At 37.6% G+C, this 19,765-nt stretch carries 21 protein-coding genes, 2 tRNA genes and 1 pseudogene; 15 read left to right on the top strand and 9 right to left on the bottom strand.

Features of this window, described 5'->3' with window-relative positions:
* Nucleotides 1-183: 183 nt before the first annotated feature.
* Nucleotides 184-271 (bottom strand) — tRNA-Ser (locus EPJ89_RS08310).
* A gap of 70 nt (nt 272-341) precedes the next feature.
* On the opposite strand from EPJ89_RS08310, the gene EPJ89_RS08890 reads away from it, so the two are divergent.
* Nucleotides 342-1,202, top strand: a complete 861-nt coding sequence (locus EPJ89_RS08890) for an SIS domain-containing protein (RefSeq protein WP_161637061.1) — start codon at nt 342-344, stop codon at nt 1,200-1,202.
* An 11-nt stretch (nt 1,203-1,213) separates the two neighbouring features.
* Here the strand turns inward: EPJ89_RS08890 and EPJ89_RS08300 are convergent, their stop codons facing one another.
* Nucleotides 1,214-1,999 carry a Cof-type HAD-IIB family hydrolase gene (locus EPJ89_RS08300; protein ID WP_161637060.1) on the bottom strand — a complete coding sequence of 262 codons (786 nt, stop codon included), beginning with the start codon at nt 1,997-1,999 and terminating at the stop codon, nt 1,214-1,216.
* A gap of 66 nt (nt 2,000-2,065) precedes the next feature.
* The gene (locus EPJ89_RS08295) at nt 2,066-3,445 is read right to left on the bottom strand and encodes a 6-phospho-beta-glucosidase (protein ID WP_161637059.1); all 1,380 of its coding nucleotides are present in this window, start codon (nt 3,443-3,445) and stop codon (nt 2,066-2,068) included.
* Between the two features lie 157 nt (nt 3,446-3,602).
* On the opposite strand from EPJ89_RS08295, the gene EPJ89_RS08290 reads away from it, so the two are divergent.
* Nucleotides 3,603-4,565, top strand: coding sequence for a lactonase family protein (locus tag EPJ89_RS08290; protein WP_161637058.1), 963 nt, complete (start codon nt 3,603-3,605; stop codon nt 4,563-4,565).
* 101 nt (nt 4,566-4,666) lie between these two features.
* Here EPJ89_RS08290 and pflB read toward each other — a convergent pair whose 3' ends face one another.
* Nucleotides 4,667-6,904: a formate C-acetyltransferase gene (gene pflB, locus EPJ89_RS08285; protein ID WP_161637057.1), complete on the bottom strand. Its 2,238-nt coding sequence runs from the start codon at nt 6,902-6,904 to the stop codon at nt 4,667-4,669.
* Between the two features lie 449 nt (nt 6,905-7,353).
* On the bottom strand, nt 7,354-7,875 hold the full coding sequence (locus EPJ89_RS08280; protein WP_200549494.1) for a type 1 glutamine amidotransferase domain-containing protein: 522 nt from the start codon (nt 7,873-7,875) through the stop codon (nt 7,354-7,356).
* 117 nt (nt 7,876-7,992) lie between these two features.
* Between EPJ89_RS08280 and EPJ89_RS08275 the strand changes: the two genes are divergently transcribed.
* The 9 genes from EPJ89_RS08275 to EPJ89_RS08235 all read left to right on the top strand — a co-directional run bounded on the left by EPJ89_RS08275 (nt 7,993) and on the right by EPJ89_RS08235 (nt 13,565).
* A complete protein-coding gene (locus tag EPJ89_RS08275; protein ID WP_161637055.1) occupies nt 7,993-8,826 on the top strand; it encodes a deoxyribonuclease IV in 834 nt (277 codons plus the stop codon).
* A gap of 86 nt (nt 8,827-8,912) precedes the next feature.
* Nucleotides 8,913-9,350 carry a LytTR family DNA-binding domain-containing protein gene (locus EPJ89_RS08270; RefSeq protein ID WP_200549492.1) on the top strand — a complete coding sequence of 146 codons (438 nt, stop codon included), beginning with the start codon at nt 8,913-8,915 and terminating at the stop codon, nt 9,348-9,350.
* On the top strand, nt 9,350-10,117 hold the full coding sequence (locus EPJ89_RS08265) for a LiaF transmembrane domain-containing protein (protein ID WP_200549490.1): 768 nt from the start codon (nt 9,350-9,352) through the stop codon (nt 10,115-10,117). Before EPJ89_RS08270 ends, EPJ89_RS08265 begins: the two co-directional genes overlap by 1 nt.
* A gap of 125 nt (nt 10,118-10,242) precedes the next feature.
* Nucleotides 10,243-10,325 (top strand) — tRNA-Leu (locus EPJ89_RS08260).
* 107 nt (nt 10,326-10,432) lie between these two features.
* A complete protein-coding gene (locus tag EPJ89_RS08255) occupies nt 10,433-10,900 on the top strand; it encodes a DUF7000 family protein (protein WP_200549488.1) in 468 nt (155 codons plus the stop codon).
* 135 nt (nt 10,901-11,035) lie between these two features.
* Nucleotides 11,036-11,752, top strand: coding sequence for a B3/B4 domain-containing protein (locus EPJ89_RS08250; protein ID WP_200549486.1), 717 nt, complete (start codon nt 11,036-11,038; stop codon nt 11,750-11,752).
* A gap of 17 nt (nt 11,753-11,769) precedes the next feature.
* The gene (locus EPJ89_RS08245; protein WP_125164821.1) at nt 11,770-12,294 is read left to right on the top strand and encodes a ClbS/DfsB family four-helix bundle protein; all 525 of its coding nucleotides are present in this window, start codon (nt 11,770-11,772) and stop codon (nt 12,292-12,294) included.
* 14 nt (nt 12,295-12,308) lie between these two features.
* Nucleotides 12,309-12,689 (top strand): hypothetical protein, encoded by a 381-nt coding sequence (locus EPJ89_RS08240; protein ID WP_200549484.1) that lies wholly within the window; start codon nt 12,309-12,311, stop codon nt 12,687-12,689.
* A gap of 129 nt (nt 12,690-12,818) precedes the next feature.
* Nucleotides 12,819-13,565, top strand: coding sequence for a phospholipase D-like domain-containing protein (locus EPJ89_RS08235; protein ID WP_125164823.1), 747 nt, complete (start codon nt 12,819-12,821; stop codon nt 13,563-13,565).
* Between the two features lie 22 nt (nt 13,566-13,587).
* Here EPJ89_RS08235 and EPJ89_RS08230 read toward each other — a convergent pair whose 3' ends face one another.
* From EPJ89_RS08230 to EPJ89_RS08220, 3 genes are all read right to left on the bottom strand, one after another.
* Entirely contained in the window at nt 13,588-14,139 is a 552-nt protein-coding gene (locus EPJ89_RS08230; protein ID WP_200549482.1) for a sugar O-acetyltransferase, read from the bottom strand.
* Entirely contained in the window at nt 14,126-15,205 is a 1,080-nt protein-coding gene (locus EPJ89_RS08225; RefSeq protein ID WP_200549480.1) for a hypothetical protein, read from the bottom strand. Before EPJ89_RS08225 ends, EPJ89_RS08230 begins: the two co-directional genes overlap by 14 nt.
* Nucleotides 15,206-15,266: 61 nt before the next feature.
* The gene (locus EPJ89_RS08220) at nt 15,267-16,499 is read right to left on the bottom strand and encodes a DUF349 domain-containing protein (RefSeq protein ID WP_200549478.1); all 1,233 of its coding nucleotides are present in this window, start codon (nt 16,497-16,499) and stop codon (nt 15,267-15,269) included.
* A gap of 399 nt (nt 16,500-16,898) precedes the next feature.
* Between EPJ89_RS08220 and EPJ89_RS08215 the strand changes: the two genes are divergently transcribed.
* From EPJ89_RS08215 to EPJ89_RS08200, 4 genes are read left to right on the top strand one after another with little or no spacing between them, the layout of a single operon-like run.
* Nucleotides 16,899-17,582 (top strand): DUF969 domain-containing protein, encoded by a 684-nt coding sequence (locus tag EPJ89_RS08215; protein WP_161637046.1) that lies wholly within the window; start codon nt 16,899-16,901, stop codon nt 17,580-17,582.
* A gap of 2 nt (nt 17,583-17,584) precedes the next feature.
* Complete coding sequence (locus EPJ89_RS08210) at nt 17,585-18,538, top strand: DUF979 domain-containing protein (protein ID WP_161637045.1); 954 nt, start codon at nt 17,585-17,587, stop codon at nt 18,536-18,538.
* 25 nt (nt 18,539-18,563) lie between these two features.
* On the top strand, nt 18,564-19,205 hold the full coding sequence (pcp, locus tag EPJ89_RS08205) for a pyroglutamyl-peptidase I (RefSeq protein ID WP_003775477.1): 642 nt from the start codon (nt 18,564-18,566) through the stop codon (nt 19,203-19,205).
* Complete coding sequence (locus EPJ89_RS08200; RefSeq protein ID WP_200549477.1) at nt 19,205-19,621, top strand: gamma-glutamylcyclotransferase family protein; 417 nt, start codon at nt 19,205-19,207, stop codon at nt 19,619-19,621. Before pcp ends, EPJ89_RS08200 begins: the two co-directional genes overlap by 1 nt.
* Nucleotides 19,622-19,650: 29 nt before the next feature.
* Here the strand turns inward: EPJ89_RS08200 and EPJ89_RS08195 are convergent.
* A pseudogene (locus EPJ89_RS08195) lies at nt 19,651-19,765 on the bottom strand (IS30 family transposase); the annotation flags it as partial.

Below are 19,765 nucleotides of genomic sequence, written 5' to 3'. Positions count from 1 at the left end.
CATTTATTATTTAATCCGCCTTTGGGTCTTCCCATCATTAATACCTCCGTTTTATCTCTGATTTTATTATTACACAAAAAAAGTAGACAAGTCTTTTTTACTTGTCTACTTTTAGTTTACTACTCCATGTGATAGGGGTCTTTCTTTTTTTATTTCTACTCATTAAGTAGATTCATTTAAATTTGGCGGAGAACATGAGATTCGAACTCACGGAAGCTTTCACTTCGCCACCTTTCCAAGATGGTGCCTTAAGCCACTCGGCCAATTCTCCAGTGCTTACTTATTATACATAATAATTAAACAGAAAACAATGTATAATATACAAAAAGGAGGCTTTCTTTGTGCTACTTATCAATCGAATCAAAAACAGTACGCAACTTTCCGATACAGAATCGAAAATTGCGCAGTATATCCTTGAAAATCCGCAACAGGTAACCCAGCTTACAATCCACGAGTTATCAGAAATCACATTCGCAAGCGCATCAACCATTACTCGTTTTTGTCGTAAAATGAAAACAGAGGGGTTTAGTGATTTTAAAGTTAAACTCGCGAGCGAATTAAGTTCGTTTTCAATTACAGAAACACGCATTCGCGACGATGTCCCCTTTCAAAACAATCAATCAAGTGCAGAAATTGTTCAATCTATTTTATCCCTTAATTACCAATCTATGAATGACACCTATAATCATATTGATCTTACACAACTTGAACGTATTGCACATCGCATCTACAACGCACCACACATCTATCTCTATGGGTCGGGACAATCGTTAATTCTCGCACAGGATTTCCAATATAAATTATTCCGTATTGAACTTGATTGCAATCTCGAAACATCTTTAGGTTTCCAATCGCTCAAGGCCCACACCCAACCGCTCGACAGTATTGCACTCATCATTTCCTATTACGGTCAAAACGAGCATAACAAAACGGTTGTCGATTCTTTAGTAGAGCGAAACATCCCTTATATTCTCATTACCGGTCCTTTAATCAACCCCTTGTGCGCATATGCCACAGAAGTTGTTCATGTCTCACCACAAGAAGAACTTGTAACCAAGATGGCCTCCTTCTCGTCGCGTACCTCGATGCAACTGGTTTTGGATTTTATTTATGCGCTAATCTTTGCAATTGATTATGAGAAAAATCAAGAGATTATTGAGAAACACCCCTGGTACATAAAAAAAGACTCCAATCACCTTTGAATGGAGTCTTTTTAAAATTTGTATTGATCCAGATATCGTTTGACACCATCTTCAGAATTCAAACCACATATCGCGTCCGCAACGTTCTTTACAGCTGGTGTAGCGTTCTCCATTGCAACACCATGACCTGCATCCTCAATCATATGCAAATCATTATTGTTATCACCAAACGTCATAATTTCTTTCGCTGTAATACCATATTTATCCATATAGTATTGGAGCCCTACCATCTTATTAATCCGTGGATCCATAAACTCAATCAACTCTTTTTGGGAGTAAAATGCAACATACCTTGGATCTGGATTCGCAAGAACATGAGCCTCAATACGTGCTAAGGTTTCTGGTTCTCCACTAAAAATAATCTTTGCATGTGAATCTAAAACCTTTGAACGGACGTCCACATATTCCAAATCAATATGGGTTCGGACTTCAATATTATAAAAATCCTCAAACTCTGTGTATAACTTGCCAGGTCCCGTTAATACCGGATTTCCTCCCATTGGCATAAAGGTATCCAAAATTTCACGAATTAAATCTCCGCTTAACGGAAATTGTTCATGAATCTCACCATCCGCAAAATCATACACAAATCCTCCGTTATCACAGATTGCGAAATCAAATAATTCTGCAATATCGGGTATACCAAAGACTGCGGAATCCATGGGTCTGCCCGTCGCAACCCCAAATTTAATCCCTTGGTGACGTAATTCAAGAATCTTTGCTCGCATTGATGGTGTTAATTCATGATTTGCGTCCAAAAGTGTCCCATCCATATCCGTCGCAATTAACTTAATCATATACTTCCTCAACTTTCATAAAAAAACAGAAGGCAATGCCTCCTGTCCATTATAGCAATTTAATTTCTAATCGGCGATGTATTTAACGCCTTGAGCTTCCAGTTCCGCAATTTTATCTGCAAACTGAGGCAGATAATCTTTATGGGCCACAAGCATTTCATGAAGCATGTCTGTCGTATAATGCCCTGCTTGAATCATCGGATTAATTGTAAATGCCTGAACCGCTTTCGCATAATTACCCGTAACTGCAGCTTCGATCACCGTTTCTTCCATTGCTTTCATCATTTGTAATTGACCGCGTGCGGAAGGAGCAAAAGAACCCCAGTTAAACGGTTCTGCACCATGCGAGGTAATTACACTGGTTACCTCCACAACACAATCATAAGGTAAATCCGTAATGGTTCCATTATTTTGAGTACTTACCGTCATCACCGTACGTAAGTCATTATGGATGGATGCGATTAATTGACATGCTGCATCAGAATAATGCGCACCGCCACGTTGTGTAAGCTCTTCAGGTTTATAATTTAAATTTGGATCTTTATATAAATCAAATAAAGCCGCTTCGGTTTGTTGAACGGTTTCAGCACGTGTCTTATGATTTGACCAATTTTCCATAAACTCTTCTGTCATATTCCGCGCAATATAATAATAGCGGTGGTAAGAACAAGGAATCATCCCTAAATCATGGAGTTGATCAAGATTATACGGTATTGGTGTGATATTTTTTACTTCTTGTACTTTTGAAAATGCACTGTTAGGATCAAACAAACGCTGAATTAATTCTTGCGTTACTTCTGTTCCATCTTTATCCCAAACACGGTGCCAGTGAAAATGATTAATCCCCGCAAATTTTTCAAACAAGACATTCGCGTCTTCATCATATCCCATCGCTTCATGATTAATTTTTGTACATCCAACCGGGATATTGCAAAGACCAATCGTACGTTTCCATCCACCCCATTTAATTGCTGCTTCCGTTATAATCCCTGCTGGATTTGTAAAGTTTATAAGCCATGCATTGGGACATAATGTTTCCATATCGTGAATAATATCAAGAATTACAGGAATGGTTCGAAATGCCTTAAATATTCCGCCTGCCCCATTTGTTTCCTGACCCAATGATCCGTATTTCCCGGGAATACGTTCATCACGTTTTCTTGCCTCAAGTTGTCCAACACGAAATTGTGTCGTCACAAAATCCGCATCTTTGAGCGCTTCACGACGGTCAAGTGTTAATTTTACTTTCCAGTCAAGACCTGCTGCCTCAACCATACGTTGAGCCATTGCGCCGACAATTTCTAATTTTTCTTTTCCCGCTTCAACATCGACCAACCACAATTCTGAGATATCGATTTGATCGGATCGTTTGATGAAACCTTCCATTAACTCCGGTGTGTAGCTGCTGCCACCACCTATCGTAACAATCTTTATTTTTTTAGTCATAGCCGCCTCCTAAGTACCCAAATTGTATCTCGACTTAAACCATCTCACAACCAACTGAATCAAAGATGATTTTCAGTTTCATTTAAGTGTTTTTTACGACGTTAAGTATGAAATTAAATTCCAAATTCTTATGGTATAATTCATTTAGGAGGGTTTTATGACAAAAATATTACTTGGAACTTATACAAAATCTGAAAGCAAAGGAATTTATGAGATCGATCTAATCAATGATCGTTTACATAATTTAACGCACATTGCGGACGTAGAAAACCCAACTTATCTTGACTACGATCCATCCACGCAAACGCTTTTTAGCGTTTATCAAAAAGAAAATCAAGCAGGAATTGCGACATGGAAGTATCTTAGCGTGAACACCGAGTTGCTTGAGTCTTTCACCGAGCCTGGACCTGCACCATGTTATGTTGCATACGATCAAAACGAAGATCAAATTTACGACGCAAATTACCATAAAGGACGTGTCAATGTTTATAAGAATCATCAAGTCTTTAAAAAAATTGAGTATAAAGACGGATCGCATGCCCATTTCGTAAACAAGAAGCCCAATACGGAATTTGTTTATGTTTGCGATCTGGGGTTGGATACAGTTCGTAAATACGAACTCATGAATGAAATCGCAACTTATAAGGCACCCGAAGGGTCTGGTCCGCGTCACCTTGCCTTTCATCCACAATTACCACTTCTCTATCTATTTTCGGAGCATACATGTCATGTTACGGTTTTAGAAGATGACGGATTTGATTTTATCGAGCACGGTGTGTTTGATGCATTGCCAGAAATTGATGCAATCCGATCTGCAGCTGCAATTCGAATCTCTAAAGACGGAAACTATCTCTATGTATCCAACCGTGGTCACGACTCCATCACAGTCTTTAAAATCAGTCAAGACGGGCTCCAGCTTGAATTCATTCAAAATATTTCAAGCTTTGGTGAACATCCTCGTGATTTTGCCCTTAGTCCAGATGATAAATACCTGGTTTGCGCAAACCGCGATACCAACAATCTCACCTTATACGCAAGAAATCACGAGACTGGCATGCTGACATTACTCCAATCAGATGTTTACGCTCCCGAATGTGTCTCAGTCCTTTTCATCTCATAATCTTTAACCTAAGACATCGTGATCATGCGATGTCTTTTCAACATACAAAAAAATCACGCGGTATAGGCGTGATTTTTAATTGTTGCTTAATTAATTATAAATTAAACCGTTCTTTCGTGAGCCGTTCTCATAAGAACATCAAGTTGTTGTTCTTTTGTAAGTTCGACAAATCGAACAGCATAACCGGATACACGAATTGTTAAGTTAGGGTATTTCAATGGATTGGCCATCGCATCTTCAAGAAGTGCATTATCAAATACGTTAACGTTTAAGTGGTAAGCTCCTTGTGCGAAGTAACCGTCCATAATACCACGTAGGTTTACGATACGTTCGTCTGAAGTTTTACCCATTGCAATTGGCGCAATTGTTTGTGTATTTGAGATACCATCAAGTGCACAGTTATAGTCTAATTTAGCTGTTGAGTTCAATGAAGCTAATAAACCATTCTTTTCTGCACCGTATGATGGGTTTGCACCAGGTGCTAAAGGAACACCTTGTCCACGTCCATCAGGTGTATTACCTGTAGCTTTACCATAAACAACATTTGATGTGATTGTAAGCAAGCTTAATGTTGGTGTTGAGTTGCGGTATGTATGGTGACGTTTGATTTGTCCCATGAAGTATTGTAATGCCCAGTTTGCAAGATCATCTGCACGGTCATCATCATTACCATATTTAGGGAAGTCTCCTTCGACTTCATAATCTACAACTAAACCTTTTTCGTCACGGATCGTCTTAACCTTAGCGTATTTGATTGCTGATAAGGAGTCAGCAACGTGTGAAATACCTGCAATACCAGTTGCAAACGTACGTTTAAGATCGGAATCCATTAATGCAAGTTGTGCTTTTTCATAAGCATATTTATCATGCATGTAGTGAATTGAGTTTAATGTATTTACGTATAATTCAGCTAACCAGTCCATCATGTCTTGGTAAGCAACTTTAACTTCATCAAAGTTTAAGTATTCTGAAGTAATTGGACGTAAACGTGGTCCAACTTGTGCTTTTGTCACTTCATCAATACCGCCGTTGATAGCGTAAAGTAAACATTTAATTAAGTTCGCACGTGCTCCAAAGAATTGCATATCTTTACCAATTACAGTAGCGGATACACAACATGCGATCGCAACGTCGTCTGAACCCCATTTTTCACGAAGTAATGTATCATTTTCAAATTGAATTGAAGATGTTTCAATAGCAATTCGTGAAGCAAATGTACGGAATCCTTCTGGTAATTCTTTACAGTAAAGAACTGTTAAGTTTGGTTCTGGTGAAGGTCCCATGTTAATGAGTGTATGAAGTAAACGGAAGTCTGTCTTTGTAACGAGCGAACGTCCATCAAATCCCATACCTGCGATTGATAATGTTGCCCAAATTGGGTATCCACTAAATAGTGCATTATATTCAGGTGTACGCGCAAATTTAACCATACGTAGTTTCATTACGAGGTGGTCAATAAGTTCTTGAGCTTCTTTTTCAGTAATCACACCATTGTCTAAATCACGTTGGATATAGATATCAAGGAATGCTGAGATACGTCCAATTGACATCGCTGCACCGTTATTTTCTTTGATTGCTGCTAAGTAACCAAAGTATAACCATTGAACTGCTTCTTTTGCATTTCCAGCAGGTTGTGAGATATCGAATCCATAAGCTGCAGCCATATCTTTAATTTCTGCTAACGCATGAATTTGATCACTAATTTCTTCACGAAGACGAATGACATCGTCAGTCATTGTTTTATAACCTGTATGTGCTAAATCATTTTTCTTTCCAGCTACAAGACGATCGATACCATAAAGAGCAATACGACGGTAATCACCAATAATACGTCCACGTCCGTAAGCATCTGGAAGACCAGTAATAATCTTATTCTTACGTGCTGCACGCATTTCTGGTGTATAAACATCAAATACCCCTTGGTTGTGTGTTTTACGCCATTTTGTAAAGATATGTACTAACTCCTCATCGGGTTCATAACCATTACTTTCAAGAGCTTTCACAGCCATTCCAATTCCACCGAAAGGAATAAATGCTTGTTTTAATGGTTCATCTGTTTGGAACCCAACAATTTGCTCTTTATCCTTATCCATGTAACCTGGACCGTGTGAACTTACAGTTGATACAATTTTTGTATCCATGTTGTAAACGCCAGCTTTTTCACGTTGTACAGCATTCATTTCTTCAAGTTGTTCCATAAGATCCAACGTATTTTGAGTTGGTCCTTCTAAGAACTCATCGTTACCAGTATACTCTGTGTAGTTATTTTTAATAAAATCACGAGTATCAATGTTTTCTTTCCAATAGCTTCCTTTGAAGCCTTTCCATTGATTATACATTAAGATACCTCCTTATTCTCGGGTTTGATTCCCAATATCTTATTTGTATTACACGCATATTATATCAAACTTAGTACAATACGTTTTATTTTTCACATCCTTTTTAGGCACGTTCTGGTATACACTTGTGCTTAATTGCTTCAAATCATACTAGTTTGCGAATTCACAGACTTTTTTCACAAAATTAATTACACCACTTGGAAATCAAAAATACTCACTTCTAAGTGAACTTCGTTCAAATGAAAACCTTTTCGAATTGTATACCCAATTCACAAACTCACTCGCACCAATTAGCACTATATTGCTCTATACTGTTCGTGTTATCGACAAGCGAGAGACGATTTAAGTATGGTTTTAATGTTATTCATTAAGAATGTATTGCTTTATCTATAGATTTAAAGATTTAAAAGCAAGATTGTTTCAATTAAAATAAAAAGACTGATATAAAATCAGTCCTTAAGTGCTTCAATCAACATTGGTAAATAAATTGGTAGATCCGGTGGACGTCTCCCAGAAACAACATGCCCATCTCGAACTGCAGGTTCATCAACCCAATGTGCACCAGCATACATTAAGTCATGCTTAATCCCAGGCGTACTGGTCACTGTTTTCCCCGTTAAGACCCCTGCTGAAGAGAGTACCCAGCCCGCATGACATATTTGTCCAATAACTTTTTTATGGGAATCCATGTACTTCACAAAGTCAAGCACAGGATCCAATCGTCTTAAATAATCTGGAGCCCATCCTCCAGGAATTACAAGCCCATCATAAGTTGTAATATCCACATCATGAAATGCTAAATCACTTACAACCGATAGCCCATATTTTCCACGATAGGTCTGCGCTGACGCTTCAGCAGCAACATCAACATGAGCACCTGCTTCACGAAGCCGAAGGATTGGATACCATAATTCTAAGTCATCAAAATCATCACTTACAAGGGTTAAAACGCGTTTTCCACTTAATTCCATGTCATCACCTCTTATATAAACCCTATCAATATCCCTTTTGAATGTATAGTTATTTGCTTAAAGATTGTAGTCTTAGAGACATCTTGTTACGATACATATATATAAGGAGGAATTTTTATGTTTTATCTTGGTTGTCATCTCTCATTTGCGAAAGGTTATGAAGCAATGGGACATGAATCACTTCGTATTGATGCCAATACGTTTCAGTTTTTCACGCGAAGTCCTCGCGGCGGAAAAGCAAAACCCCTCAATCTTGAGGATCTCGGAAAGCTTAATACGTTAATCAAAGCAAATCATTTCAAACATATCCTTGCTCATGCTCCATATACCATGAACCCATGCAGTAATAAGGATTATACGCGTGATTATGCAGAAGAACTCATGCTTGATGATTTGTCTCGTATGAGCCACATCAAGGGAAGTCTTTATAACTTCCATCCGGGAAGTCATGTCGGACAAGGCGTTGAACCCGCGATTGTTATGATTTCTGATATGTTAAATCGTGTCTTAGATCCCACTCAAGAAACCATAGTTTTACTTGAAACGATGGCGGGCAAAGGAACTGAGGTCGGACGTACGTTTGAAGAAATTGCAGCAATCATTCATAATGTAACGGTCAAAGAAAAGATTGGCGTATGTTGGGATACCTGTCATATCTATGACGCAGGGTATGATATTGTTAATGATTTAGATGGGGTTATAGAACACTTTGATAACGTTGTTGGATTGGATAAGCTTTATGCAATTCATCTCAACGACAGCAAAAATCCATTTAAATCCCACAAAGACCGTCATGAAAAAATTGGTCAAGGGTCCATCGGTTTGGAGACATTTGAGAAAATCATCAATCACCCTAAATTACGTCATCTTCCTTTTTATCTTGAAACCCCACAAGATGATAATGATGGTTATAAGGCAGAGATTGAACTTCTAAGATCTCTACGTAAATAACAACTTACCACTTATTTATGACATCTTGATCCTTTTTTATATCGAATTAACGATAATTATTTATAATAGTATCAGGAGGAACATCCGTGAAAATTAAGGTTATTATCAATCCAAAACTTGAAGACGATGTTGTTTTGGAATGTCGTGAAATGACACCGCAGATTGAGAAATTAATTAAAAATTTGGAAACACAATCGATTCACGCAAGTCACCGTGGGAAAGATATATCGATCAATCCCAATGATATATGTTTTTTTGAAACAGAGGATGATGCTGTGTACGCGCATACAGCCCGAGATTCATTTCGAACACACTATCGTTTGTATGAATTAGAATCATCTCTTCCCAGTTCATTTATGAGAGCATCAAAGTCGACCATCGTGAATTTGAATCAAATCGATTCCATCGAGCGTAATATCACCTCTTCGCGAAGTGTTCAATTTTATGGCAGTCATAAAATAACGTATGTTTCACGCATGTATTTCCAACAGATTAAAAAACGATTAAAGGAGGAAAGCATTTAATGAAGAAAAATGATTATTTTTGGGGATTTGTACTCGTATTACTTGCATTTGGGTTATTTGGCAGTGCCTTTAACCTTTATAGTTTCGGACCTAATGTCTTTAAAATTGCCTTTACAGTGGCGCTTGTTGCTTTCGCAATTTCAAACATGCCTAAATTAAATTTCTTTGGGATAATTTATCCACTTACTTTGGCACTTTGGATTAACCGTGTATATTTTAATATTCATGGGAATGGTGGCATGTTGTTTTGGGCAAGTACGTTTTTAGCAATTGGTCTTTCAGTAATTTTTAAACGACGTAAACGTCAGGTAAATTTTAAGAAGTATGAATCATACCGTGAAAGTACAACCTATGCCACGGACGAAGATGGCAATCATTATGAGTACCATACTGGGACACAACATAACCGTTCCGGTTATTGGGATGATGATCACGCCGACTTTATAAATATCGAAGCAATTTTTACCGATCGCACGCGTTATATTCGTTCAAAGAACTTTACAGGTGGATATATTGATAATACATTTGCTTCATTGTCAATCTATTTCGACCAAGCACAGTTTAATCCAGCAGGTGCACAACTTGACGTAAATTGCGCGTTTGGTCAAGTGAAATTGTTTATCCCTTATAACATTAATGTCATAAACAATATCGATAATACATTGGCAAGTGTAAACGATCCACACCGTAATACGGTCGTTGATGGTCCTACATTAACTTTAAATGGCGATGTAACACTCGGTGAAGTTAAAATTGTATACGTATAATCACTCTTTAAGCGGTTTTTAACCGCTTTTTTTATATTTTTAATCTTTTTTAATTTTTATTGAATTTGGGTATTGCTTTCTTAGAAATGGCTTGTTATAATCTATTAGCAATACAAAGTGAATACGCGGGCGTGGTGAAATTGGCAGACACACTAGACTTAGGATCTAGCGCTTCGGCATGGAGGTTCGAGTCCTCTCGCCCGCACCAATTATTAAATCACAGTCATTACTTCGGTAATGACTTTTTTATGCCGGAATGGTCTCTAATTGTTTTCAAAATAAGAATTTGTTATAGTTGGTGAAAAGGAGAGCACAATGAAACTTTCGATCAACCAACGAATCCTTAGATACCAAGAAAGCATCAATAAAAACGACATACCTTCAACGTATAAATTTCTAATTGACACAATGAGTGCGATTCAGCGCAATTTCAAACTTGATTCATTCACAGCGAAATCTGTCCTGAATGGCTATCTTGATTACACCTATTTTTATTTCGATGATAGTTTTCTTCGTTCAAAGGGTTTAAAGTTAGGCCTTATCTTAAATCATCAAGAAATGAAGTTTGAGCTTTGGCTTATGGGACGAACAAAACCGATTCAAAAAAAATATTGGGATGTCTTTAAAGCGTCCCCCTTGAATAGTTTAAAGGAGATGCCTCAGTGGTTTATTGTCTCAATCGATTTGGAGACGCATCCGAACTTCGAAGATCTTGACGCACTCACACAAAACCTTCTCCAAAAGGTTCCTCGTGCTTATGCTCTAATGCACGCTTATCTCTAAGTGAAAAACTTGATACACGATCAAGTTTTTTTATTTTGAGCCGTTTTAGAACATGGTTTTTCTTTTTTCATTACATTTACAAGCACACCCTCGCACCGGTGTACTATAATAAGCATATAGAAAGAAGGTACTTCCATGAAACAATTTATTATATCCGATGATTTTTGGTCTTTATTTCCTGACGCTTGTTTTGGGATTGTGCTCGCACACAATGTCCGAAACAAGGATATCAACCCTGAATCTATGAATGCAATTACTAAATTTCTTGAAGCGAGTCATCATGACGCTCACAAGTATCTTACCGAAGATGTTTTGAGTCAAAATGATGTCATTGCAGTTTGGCGTGATGCGTATCAAAAATTTAAAACCAAGAAAGGAGCACGTGTATCGATTGAGGCTTTATTAAAGCGTGTCTCAAAGGGAAATGGGGTTGGATCAATTAATCCCCTTGTCGATATATATAATGGAATCTCGCTGACTTATGGCCTTCCTTGCGGTGGAGAAGACATCGATACCTTTGTAGGTTCGTTACAGTTAATAAAAACTCAAGGTGATGATCACTTTATAGCACTTGGCGATTTGGAACCTGACAATACCCTCCCTGGCGAAATCGCATACGTTGATGATGTTGGTGCGGTCTGTCGTTGTTGGAATTGGCGTGATGGTCAACGAACCATGTTAACAGATGACACAACGAATGCATTCTTAATTATTGAGTGTGTCGATCCAACACGTCGTGACGATTTAGAAAAGGCTACTCAACACCTTGCAACATGTGTTGAGAAGTATCTTGACGGATCCGCTAAACATGTTATTATGGACCGGAATAATGCAATCCTAGATCTCGAATAACTAAAAGGAGAATCATAATGGCACGTCCACAAACAAAAGAAGCACTACTAGAAGCAGCAAACCTAAATTTCAATAAACTCATGAGCTATATTGATGCCTTAAGCGAGCAAGAACGCCATGCGACATTTGTACTTGAGGATCGAGATCGAAATTTACGCGATGTTTTATGTCATCTTATTGAATGGCATAAGATGCTCGCTGGATGGTACCAGGTTGGTGTCGTTGAAAACGGAATGCCAGATATCCCTGCAAAAGGATATACATGGAAAACGACCCCTGAACTCAATCAAAAAATTTGGGAAGCATATCAAAACACATCTTTGGAAGCGGCGCTTCAAGAACTCAAAAAAACACACACAGAAATTGTAGCGTTAATTCCTCAACATTCCCAAGAATCCCTGTTTGATCGTAAGGTTTATCCTTTCACCAAAACAACAACATTAGGTGCCTATTTTATTAGTGGCACTTCATCCCACTATGACTGGGCTCTAAAAAAATTGAGAAAGCATTATAAGGCGTTGAAGCGTGATATAATAGATTAAAAGGAAGTGATACCATGAGTATTGAGGATTGGTTTAATTTTCGTCCTAAAGAAGTCCTCGAACACGATCGCGCAAACTATCAAAAGAAAATCTTTCCACGAGGCGATCAACAGAAAGCGATGATTCAAACGGTTTTACTCGAATTGTTTCCAAAACGAGATCAGATGGAATTGCTCTACCATTATATTGTTTGCAAAGAGATAATAATGAATGATGCATTGGATCCCTTTGATCAAATTCATAGAATTGAAAAAGCACTGAAACGGATCCGTCCAAAATTAGATTTTACTGAAACAGAGACGTTATCCAATCTCCTTTATATCGATGCGAATGAATTCGATATAATTGATGCACAAAAACTACTTAAACGTGTTAAACATAAAGCCATCGTATGATGGCTTTTTTATTGAATCTATCGCAATTTTTGCCCTTTTAGTACCCACTTCTTGTGCGATTGAACGCGTAATCTTGTAAGTATTTCGTTCCTTAATTATGATGTGTATCGTTACTAAAGGAGATTTATTGTGTCTAATCATTTAAATTTAAATCGTGTCGATGGCGATCTTTATATTGGTAAAGGTGCCGGAAAAGAAATTATGGCCCGATTTAATCAAAGCAAACATACAATTAAAATTGTATCCCCTTATGTTAATAAGGAATATGTCGAGAAGTTGATTCAGCAACATCAATCAGGTATTACAACAGGTTTAGTATTTACCTGGGATTATAAACAAGGTCAAAAAGCAAATCAAGAATTAGCGCGTTCCCTCTTTACTCAAACGCGTACTCAAAGTGATGATGCACTTCGAAAAAAACGGATGGGTCGTTTGATTGCTCTTGGCTGGTGTTTTGTTAATTTCATCATTTTGGCTCATGCCATTACGCTTAAAGGTAGTGTCGGTTTTTGGTTTGAAATCAGTGTAGTTATCTTGCTATTTGCTGCAAATTTCAAATACTTTGATCGAGTTCATAAAACCCCTATTTATAGTTATGGTTACGAACCTAAAATGCCCATCGCAATTTGGAAAACAAATCGTTATCAAAAACTTCATACGAAGCTGTATCTTGTGGATGATATCGCATTTATCGGTTCGTTGAACTTTACAAAAAATGGATTTTATACAAATTATGAATCCTGCATGAGCATTCATCAAAAAAATGAGGTAGACGATTTACATCGGTATATTGATTCCCTCTTAAACGACAAAGAATATCAACAGTTTTATTTTAATGAGATTGGAAAACAATATTTTGAAGAACCTGCATATTAAAAAAGTCCGAATACGGACTTTTTTAATATGCATTCGTTTGAATGATTTTCGCGGGATTTCCCGCAATGACGACATTATCACCAAAACTTTGTGTCACGACTGAACCCGCACCAACCACGACATTATTTCCCAATGAAACACCAGGTAAAATCACACAACTCCCGCCCAACCAGACATTATTTCCAATTGTTACCGGTTTTCCATACTCCCACCCAGAATTACGCTGTGTAGGATCGATTGGATGTGTTGCAGTATAAATCTGTACGTTTGGTCCGCACATACAATGATCTCCAAATCGGATCTCGCAGACATCCAACATCACACAGTTATGATTCGCAAAAAAATGATTACCCAGATGGATATTTATACCATAATCGCACGCAAATCCCGGACAAATACAAAAGGTTTCCGGAGTTGTTCCTAAAATCTCACGATAGATTTCTGATCTTAGCGCTCCGCTCGGTTCCAAGTTGGCTCGAATCGTATACGTCAATGCCTTTAAATTCAGTTGCATTAAGGTTGGATCATCACTTCGATACATCTCCCCGCGAATCATTTTCTCAAACATTTCCATGGTTTTGTTTCGCTTCGAAATCCATGAGTTCTTTATAGATTAATTCTACATCATGACGATAAGGGTAATGTTTGGTATCCTTTAAAAATGTAGCAAGGATATGAGCACCACGTTCTGGGTTTTTATCAACCACAACCGCTTTTAAATACTCAAACTTAAGACAATCCGGATTGCCCTTTATTTTCTTTACAATTGTATTCATCATGGGGGTCGGTTCGACGATTTCTCCTTCCAACATCAAACACGAAGCATGATCAATCTCAACCAAAACTTTTTGAAGTGGAATCATATTCATTTCTTGAAGAGCTTCATATGCCGCAATACGTTCACGATTTGATGATAGCGATTCGATATAAATAAGCTGTGCTGTGAGTCCAATCGGATTGTCGCAATCACGAAGTGGAATTGATTGAAGGAAATGAGGATCAAGTTCATCATACCCTTTTCCAAGTGCCTTCATGCCAATAACATAGAGTTGTAACCAGAAATAAGGACGCAATTCTGGTCGATGTCTCAATAATGAAGCATTATAACCATCGTTGGGTGTATCTTCCATGATGAGTCCATTAACCAGAATTGCGAAAATCCCAAGTAAGATGAGTAATGTTAGGAATATTTGCATATAGGGCCCAACGGGCACAGCCAAGAGTACACCTAAGGACACTAAAGCAATCACTCCATTGGTAATAATTCCGCCTAGATTATAAAGTTGCGTTGGAAATGGTTCATTCATCGTTTTGGGTGGCATCATTAAACATTGCCCTGCTGTTCCTGGAATATTTAACGACTTTAATTGATAACCCTGATCCGTTTTAATCAAAGTAATGGAAAAAAAACGGATCAAGATAAATTGATAACCGGTGATGCGTCCAAAAATAAGATGACCGGTTTCATGCATCACAATATGAATGACAAAACTGAGTATGATAAACCCCATTGAAGCGAGAAAAATATTAAGGGGCCCCATACTGTAAGTAAAAGATAATTTTTGGGCCATATGACCCCCTGCAAATCCTAAAAATGCACAAAGAAAAACTAACGTTGCTTTCATTAATTTATTTTTCATAGAATCCTCTTTTCATGTTTATTAGACCATAAAAAAACCACTCATGCAAGAGTGGTTAATCCTAGAAGATCCGATTTAATTCGTTTTGAAGTTTTGCTTGTTCACGAACATATTCATCGAGCTTCGCTTCATTTTCTTCATAGTTGTTTTTAAGACCCGCAATTTCTTCTTGTAACGTTTCAGAATCATTGGTTTGTGCTTGTCCCTCTAGACTCGCAATCTTAATTTTAATTTTTTCGTTGAGTTCTTCTAAAGCATCACAACGTACATCAAGAAGTTCAAGTTCTTCTTCAATTTCATGACGACGGGATTCTTGTTGATTAAAATCGCGATTTTTTATGCGTGCATAGAAATCGTCTTGAATGCTTCTAAAGGTATCCCATAGTTTTGGCTCATGATCACGTCCACTATGACCTGCCTCTTTCCATTCATTAAACAACGCTTCCATATTTTCGCGTGTCGTTGCATCATTGAATGATTCCACGAGCGCTTTTGCCTTTCCAATAATCACTTCTTTTTTCTCACGAGCACTATCTTGTTCTGCACGCAATCCGTCAAAGAATTCACGTTGCTTTTGATAGAAACTTTGACGATGACCATTAAACACTTCCCATAGACGGTCTTCATGTTCACGTCCCGCAAAGCCAGCTTCTTTCCAACGTGTCATTAAGTCACGCATTGCATCGGATGTTTCTTTCCATTCCGTTGAATCTTTAATGGCTTCGACTTCTTCAATTAAGGCTTCTTTCAATGCTTTCGCATCTTTACGAAGCAATGTCATCTCTTCGAAATGAGCACTGCGAGCATCAAAGAACTCATCATTAATTGCACGGAATTTTTCCCAAAGTTCTTGATCAACATCTTGACCTGCAAACCCTGCTTCTTTCCATTGTTTTTGAAGTTCTTGTAATTTAACTGCAGTTTTATTCCAGTCTGTAGATTTTTTTAATTGATCAGCTTGTTCAATCAAGTCTTTTTTAATTGCACGTGCACTTTCAAGTCGTTCTTGACGATGTTCGTATTGATCAAGTGCTGCTTTAAATTTTTCTTCCAAATCTTCATCGATTCCTTCTTCTGATAAAGATTCCCACTCTTTCTTGACAAACTCAATGCGTTCATCATCCCCTGTACTCATAACACTGTATACTTCTGAAATTAATTGGTTTTGTCGAGACGTTTCCACAGAAGCAAGACTTTCCCAGCCAAAATCATGTCGTGAAAATTCAGGCTCTCTTACTTCCTTTTCTACTACTTCTTCTGTCTCATTAATTTGTTTCTCGTTAATGTCGAACACCTCTTTCTTATCAATAAAAATATTTTATCATACGCAATTCATACGTAGTGTAAAACACTTCTTTTTTATCTAATAAATCATATCATTTATATGTGATTGAAACGTGAAAATCATGTGTGCAAACGCACGTTTTTCGATTTCTTACATTTATTTTGATTTATTTTTTCAGTTTATCACGCATTCCACTCTGAAAATCGCTGAAACCGTTAAATACTCCCTGTTTAAAGCCTCAATTCTTTGATTTGTGATTAATTTTTATCGCATAAATTCATGAAAATAAGTTGGTTTTTGGAAGTTGATGGCTTTAATCATAAAAATACCGACGTCTTATAGTTGTAATGAATCCTGTTTCATTTTATAATCTTACGTATAGTTAAATCTATACGAGAGGAGAAGTGTATGGTCGATACTGTTAATCTTTGGCTCCTAGTTGGAGTACTTATTATTGTTGTTGGATTTGCAATGAAAATTGATTCAATCGCTGTTGTTTTAGTCGCTGCCGTTGTTACCGCGTTAATTGGTGGTATGAACTTTGGCGAGATTTTAGAAACATTGGGTTCTAACTTTGTTAAGTCCCGTGGTTTAACAATCTTTGTCCTAACGTTACCAGTAGTTGGGGTATGTGAACGTTATGGATTAAAAGAACAAGCTGTAAAACTAATTCAAAAAATGAAAGTTCTTACAGCAGGACGTGTAATTTGGGTTTACCAACTAATTCGTCAAGCTGCCGCTGCTGGCGCATTACGTTTAGGAGGACATCCACAATTTGTCCGTCCACTCATTCATCCAATGGCTGAAGGTGCTGGAATTCAAGAAAAAGGTTCTGCACTTACGGTTGCCGAGGAAGAAGAAATTAAAGCAGGGGCTGCTGCCGCTGAAAACTATGGTAACTTCTTTGGTCAAAACTTATTTCCTTATGCAAGTGGTGTTATCTTAATTGTTGAAACACTGGTTGAACAAGGTTATGACGTAACACACCAAGGCATTGCACTTTGGAGCGTTCCAGTCTTTGTAATTGCTCTAGTACTTGGAGGCGTTCAAACAGTTCTGTTAGATCGCCGTATTAAGAAAGGGGCTAAATAATTATGACAGCAAATTTTTGGGAATTATTCTTAGAAATGTGGTATATGATTGTCGGATGTATTTTTATCGCTACAGCGATTTCAGCATACCGCAATATTGATGATAACCGTAAATACGGTGCCGCATCATTTTGGATTATTTTAGCCGTACTATTTATGTTAGGTAAATATATTCCTAATAATATTAATGGATTACTTGTCTTAGCACTTGGAGTTCTTTCATTTATGAAGACGGTTAATATTGGAGATATTGAGCAAATTTCTCAAGATTTCCGTGATGAACAATCAGATCGAATTGGATTTAAAATCTTTATTCCTTCTGTATTTATTGCAATTGGAGCATTCTTATTCTCCTTTGTATTACCCAAAATTGCGCCCGGTGTTAGTGCTGGTGTTTTAGGGTATATTGCAATTGGATTATCTGCAGCATGTGGATTAATCGCAACCTTTATTATTACAAAAACAAAACCTAAAGGGGTCGTCAATGATGCAACGCGTCTCATGCGTACAATGGGTTCATTCAGCATCTTGCCACAATTACTTTCAGCGCTTGGCGTTGTCTTCACAACTGCAGGTGTCGGAAATCTTATCGCAACACTACTTGGTAGCTTTATTCCTAATGGAAACATCTTTGCAGGTGTTGTTGCTTACTGTGTTGGTATGGCCATCTTTACTATTATTATGGGAAATGCGTTTGCGGCATTTACCGTTATTACAATTGGAATTGGGATTCCATTTGTATTTGCTCAAGGTGCAAACCCACTCATTGCAGGTGCGCTTGCAATGACAGCAGGGTTCTGTGGTACTTTACTTACACCCATGGCTGCGAACTTCAATATTGTTCCTGCTGCTTTACTTGAGACAAAATCACAATATTCTATTATTAAATATCAAGCACCTATGGCTCTTATTATGCTCGTAATCCATATCTTCTTGATGTATTTCTTAGCTTTCTAATTAATTATTGAAGGAGGACGTATCTATGAAAGTTTTAATTACAGGTTTTGATCCATTTGGTGGGGAAAAAATGAATCCTGCTTATGAAGCAGTTAAATTACTCCCTGATACAATCGAAGGGGCCGAAGTACTTAAACTCGAAGTTCCAACCGTCTTCAACAAATCGGTTGAGGTATTAGATGAAGCGATGGCTAAACATCAACCTGACATTGTCATCTGTGTTGGTCAAGCTGGAAATCGTTTTGGGGTTACACCAGAACGTGTAGCCATCAACCAAGATGATGCACGCATCAAAGACAACGAAGGGAATCAACCTATTGATGAAACAATCTTTGAGGATGGTAAAGCAGCCTATTTCGCTACCTTGCCAATCAAAGCAATGGTTGAGAATATGAAACAAGCATCAATTCCTGCAAGTGTTTCGAACACTGCGGGTACCTTTGTATGCAATCACCTGATGTACGGATTGCTTTATCTTGTTGATAAAAAATATCCTAATGTTCGTGGTGGATTTATTCATGTTCCTTTCGCAACACAACAAGTTATGGACAAGCCTACTGCACCAAGTTTAACCTTAGAACAAATCGCTAAAGGTTTAGAAGTGTGTATCGCAACAGCTGTAACCGTTAAAGAAGATCATAAGATTCAAGGTGGCGCAATCAGCTAATGAATAATCATATGTTTGTTTATGGATCTTTAATGGAAGGGTTTTTTAATTATAATAAATATGTCGATGGACATGTTGTTTCAATTGAAAAAGCATATGTTCTTGGAACCTTGTACGATATGCCTTATAAAGGATATCCCGCGCTTCTTCAAGAAGGCGACACAAAGGTTTGGGGTGAAATCATTACAGTCAAAGACCTCAGTCTTATCATCGATGATATTGATGCAATGGAAGGGTTTAATGGCCGTGATGATGATGAGTATAAGCGCATCCCCTCTACCATTACCAAAGAAAATGGTGAAACCGTAGAGCTCGGTGTTTACTTCTATAACCTTAAAGATCATGATGTTCGGTTTCATGAAGCAATTCTTCTTCCGGAAGGAAGTTGGAGAGCATTCAAAGCCTTAGAAAAATAAAACATGCCTTATCGGCATGTTTTCTTTTATCAAATCTCAACCGCACCACTTTTACTTTTATTAAAGTCTATCTCATAGGCCGTTTTGAAGTCAAATATTTTTCGCGGCATTGAGTTAATTTTGAAGCAAATATCATCAAGATAT

Source organism: Erysipelothrix sp. strain 2 (EsS2-6-Brazil) (assembly GCF_016617625.1).
GTDB classification, from domain to species: Bacteria; Bacillota_I; Bacilli_A; order Erysipelotrichales; family Erysipelotrichaceae; genus Erysipelothrix; species Erysipelothrix piscisicarius.
Note: the sequence above shows the minus strand (reverse complement) of the source record. Positions and strands in the feature narration are given on the sequence as shown.

What these genes read in the sequence shown, in the direction of transcription:
- EPJ89_RS08300 (WP_161637060.1), bottom strand. Translation starts at nt 1,999, where the DNA reads ATGATTAAGTTAATTGCGACGGATATGGATGGGACACTTTTGGACGCA.
- EPJ89_RS08295 (WP_161637059.1), bottom strand. Translation starts at nt 3,445, where the DNA reads ATGACTAAAAAAATAAAGATTGTTACGATAGGTGGTGGCAGCAGCTAC.
- EPJ89_RS08290 (WP_161637058.1), top strand. Translation starts at nt 3,603, where the DNA reads ATGACAAAAATATTACTTGGAACTTATACAAAATCTGAAAGCAAAGGA.
- pflB (WP_161637057.1), bottom strand. Translation starts at nt 6,904, where the DNA reads ATGTATAATCAATGGAAAGGCTTCAAAGGAAGCTATTGGAAAGAAAAC.
- EPJ89_RS08280 (WP_200549494.1), bottom strand. Translation starts at nt 7,875, where the DNA reads ATGGAATTAAGTGGAAAACGCGTTTTAACCCTTGTAAGTGATGATTTT.
- EPJ89_RS08275 (WP_161637055.1), top strand. Translation starts at nt 7,993, where the DNA reads ATGTTTTATCTTGGTTGTCATCTCTCATTTGCGAAAGGTTATGAAGCA.
- EPJ89_RS08265 (WP_200549490.1), top strand. Translation starts at nt 9,350, where the DNA reads ATGAAGAAAAATGATTATTTTTGGGGATTTGTACTCGTATTACTTGCA.
- EPJ89_RS08255 (WP_200549488.1), top strand. Translation starts at nt 10,433, where the DNA reads ATGAAACTTTCGATCAACCAACGAATCCTTAGATACCAAGAAAGCATC.
- EPJ89_RS08250 (WP_200549486.1), top strand. Translation starts at nt 11,036, where the DNA reads ATGAAACAATTTATTATATCCGATGATTTTTGGTCTTTATTTCCTGAC.
- EPJ89_RS08245 (WP_125164821.1), top strand. Translation starts at nt 11,770, where the DNA reads ATGGCACGTCCACAAACAAAAGAAGCACTACTAGAAGCAGCAAACCTA.
- EPJ89_RS08240 (WP_200549484.1), top strand. Translation starts at nt 12,309, where the DNA reads ATGAGTATTGAGGATTGGTTTAATTTTCGTCCTAAAGAAGTCCTCGAA.
- EPJ89_RS08230 (WP_200549482.1), bottom strand. Translation starts at nt 14,139, where the DNA reads ATGGAAATGTTTGAGAAAATGATTCGCGGGGAGATGTATCGAAGTGAT.
- EPJ89_RS08225 (WP_200549480.1), bottom strand. Translation starts at nt 15,205, where the DNA reads ATGAAAAATAAATTAATGAAAGCAACGTTAGTTTTTCTTTGTGCATTT.
- EPJ89_RS08215 (WP_161637046.1), top strand. Translation starts at nt 16,899, where the DNA reads ATGGTCGATACTGTTAATCTTTGGCTCCTAGTTGGAGTACTTATTATT.
- EPJ89_RS08210 (WP_161637045.1), top strand. Translation starts at nt 17,585, where the DNA reads ATGACAGCAAATTTTTGGGAATTATTCTTAGAAATGTGGTATATGATT.
- pcp (WP_003775477.1), top strand. Translation starts at nt 18,564, where the DNA reads ATGAAAGTTTTAATTACAGGTTTTGATCCATTTGGTGGGGAAAAAATG.
- EPJ89_RS08200 (WP_200549477.1), top strand. Translation starts at nt 19,205, where the DNA reads ATGAATAATCATATGTTTGTTTATGGATCTTTAATGGAAGGGTTTTTT.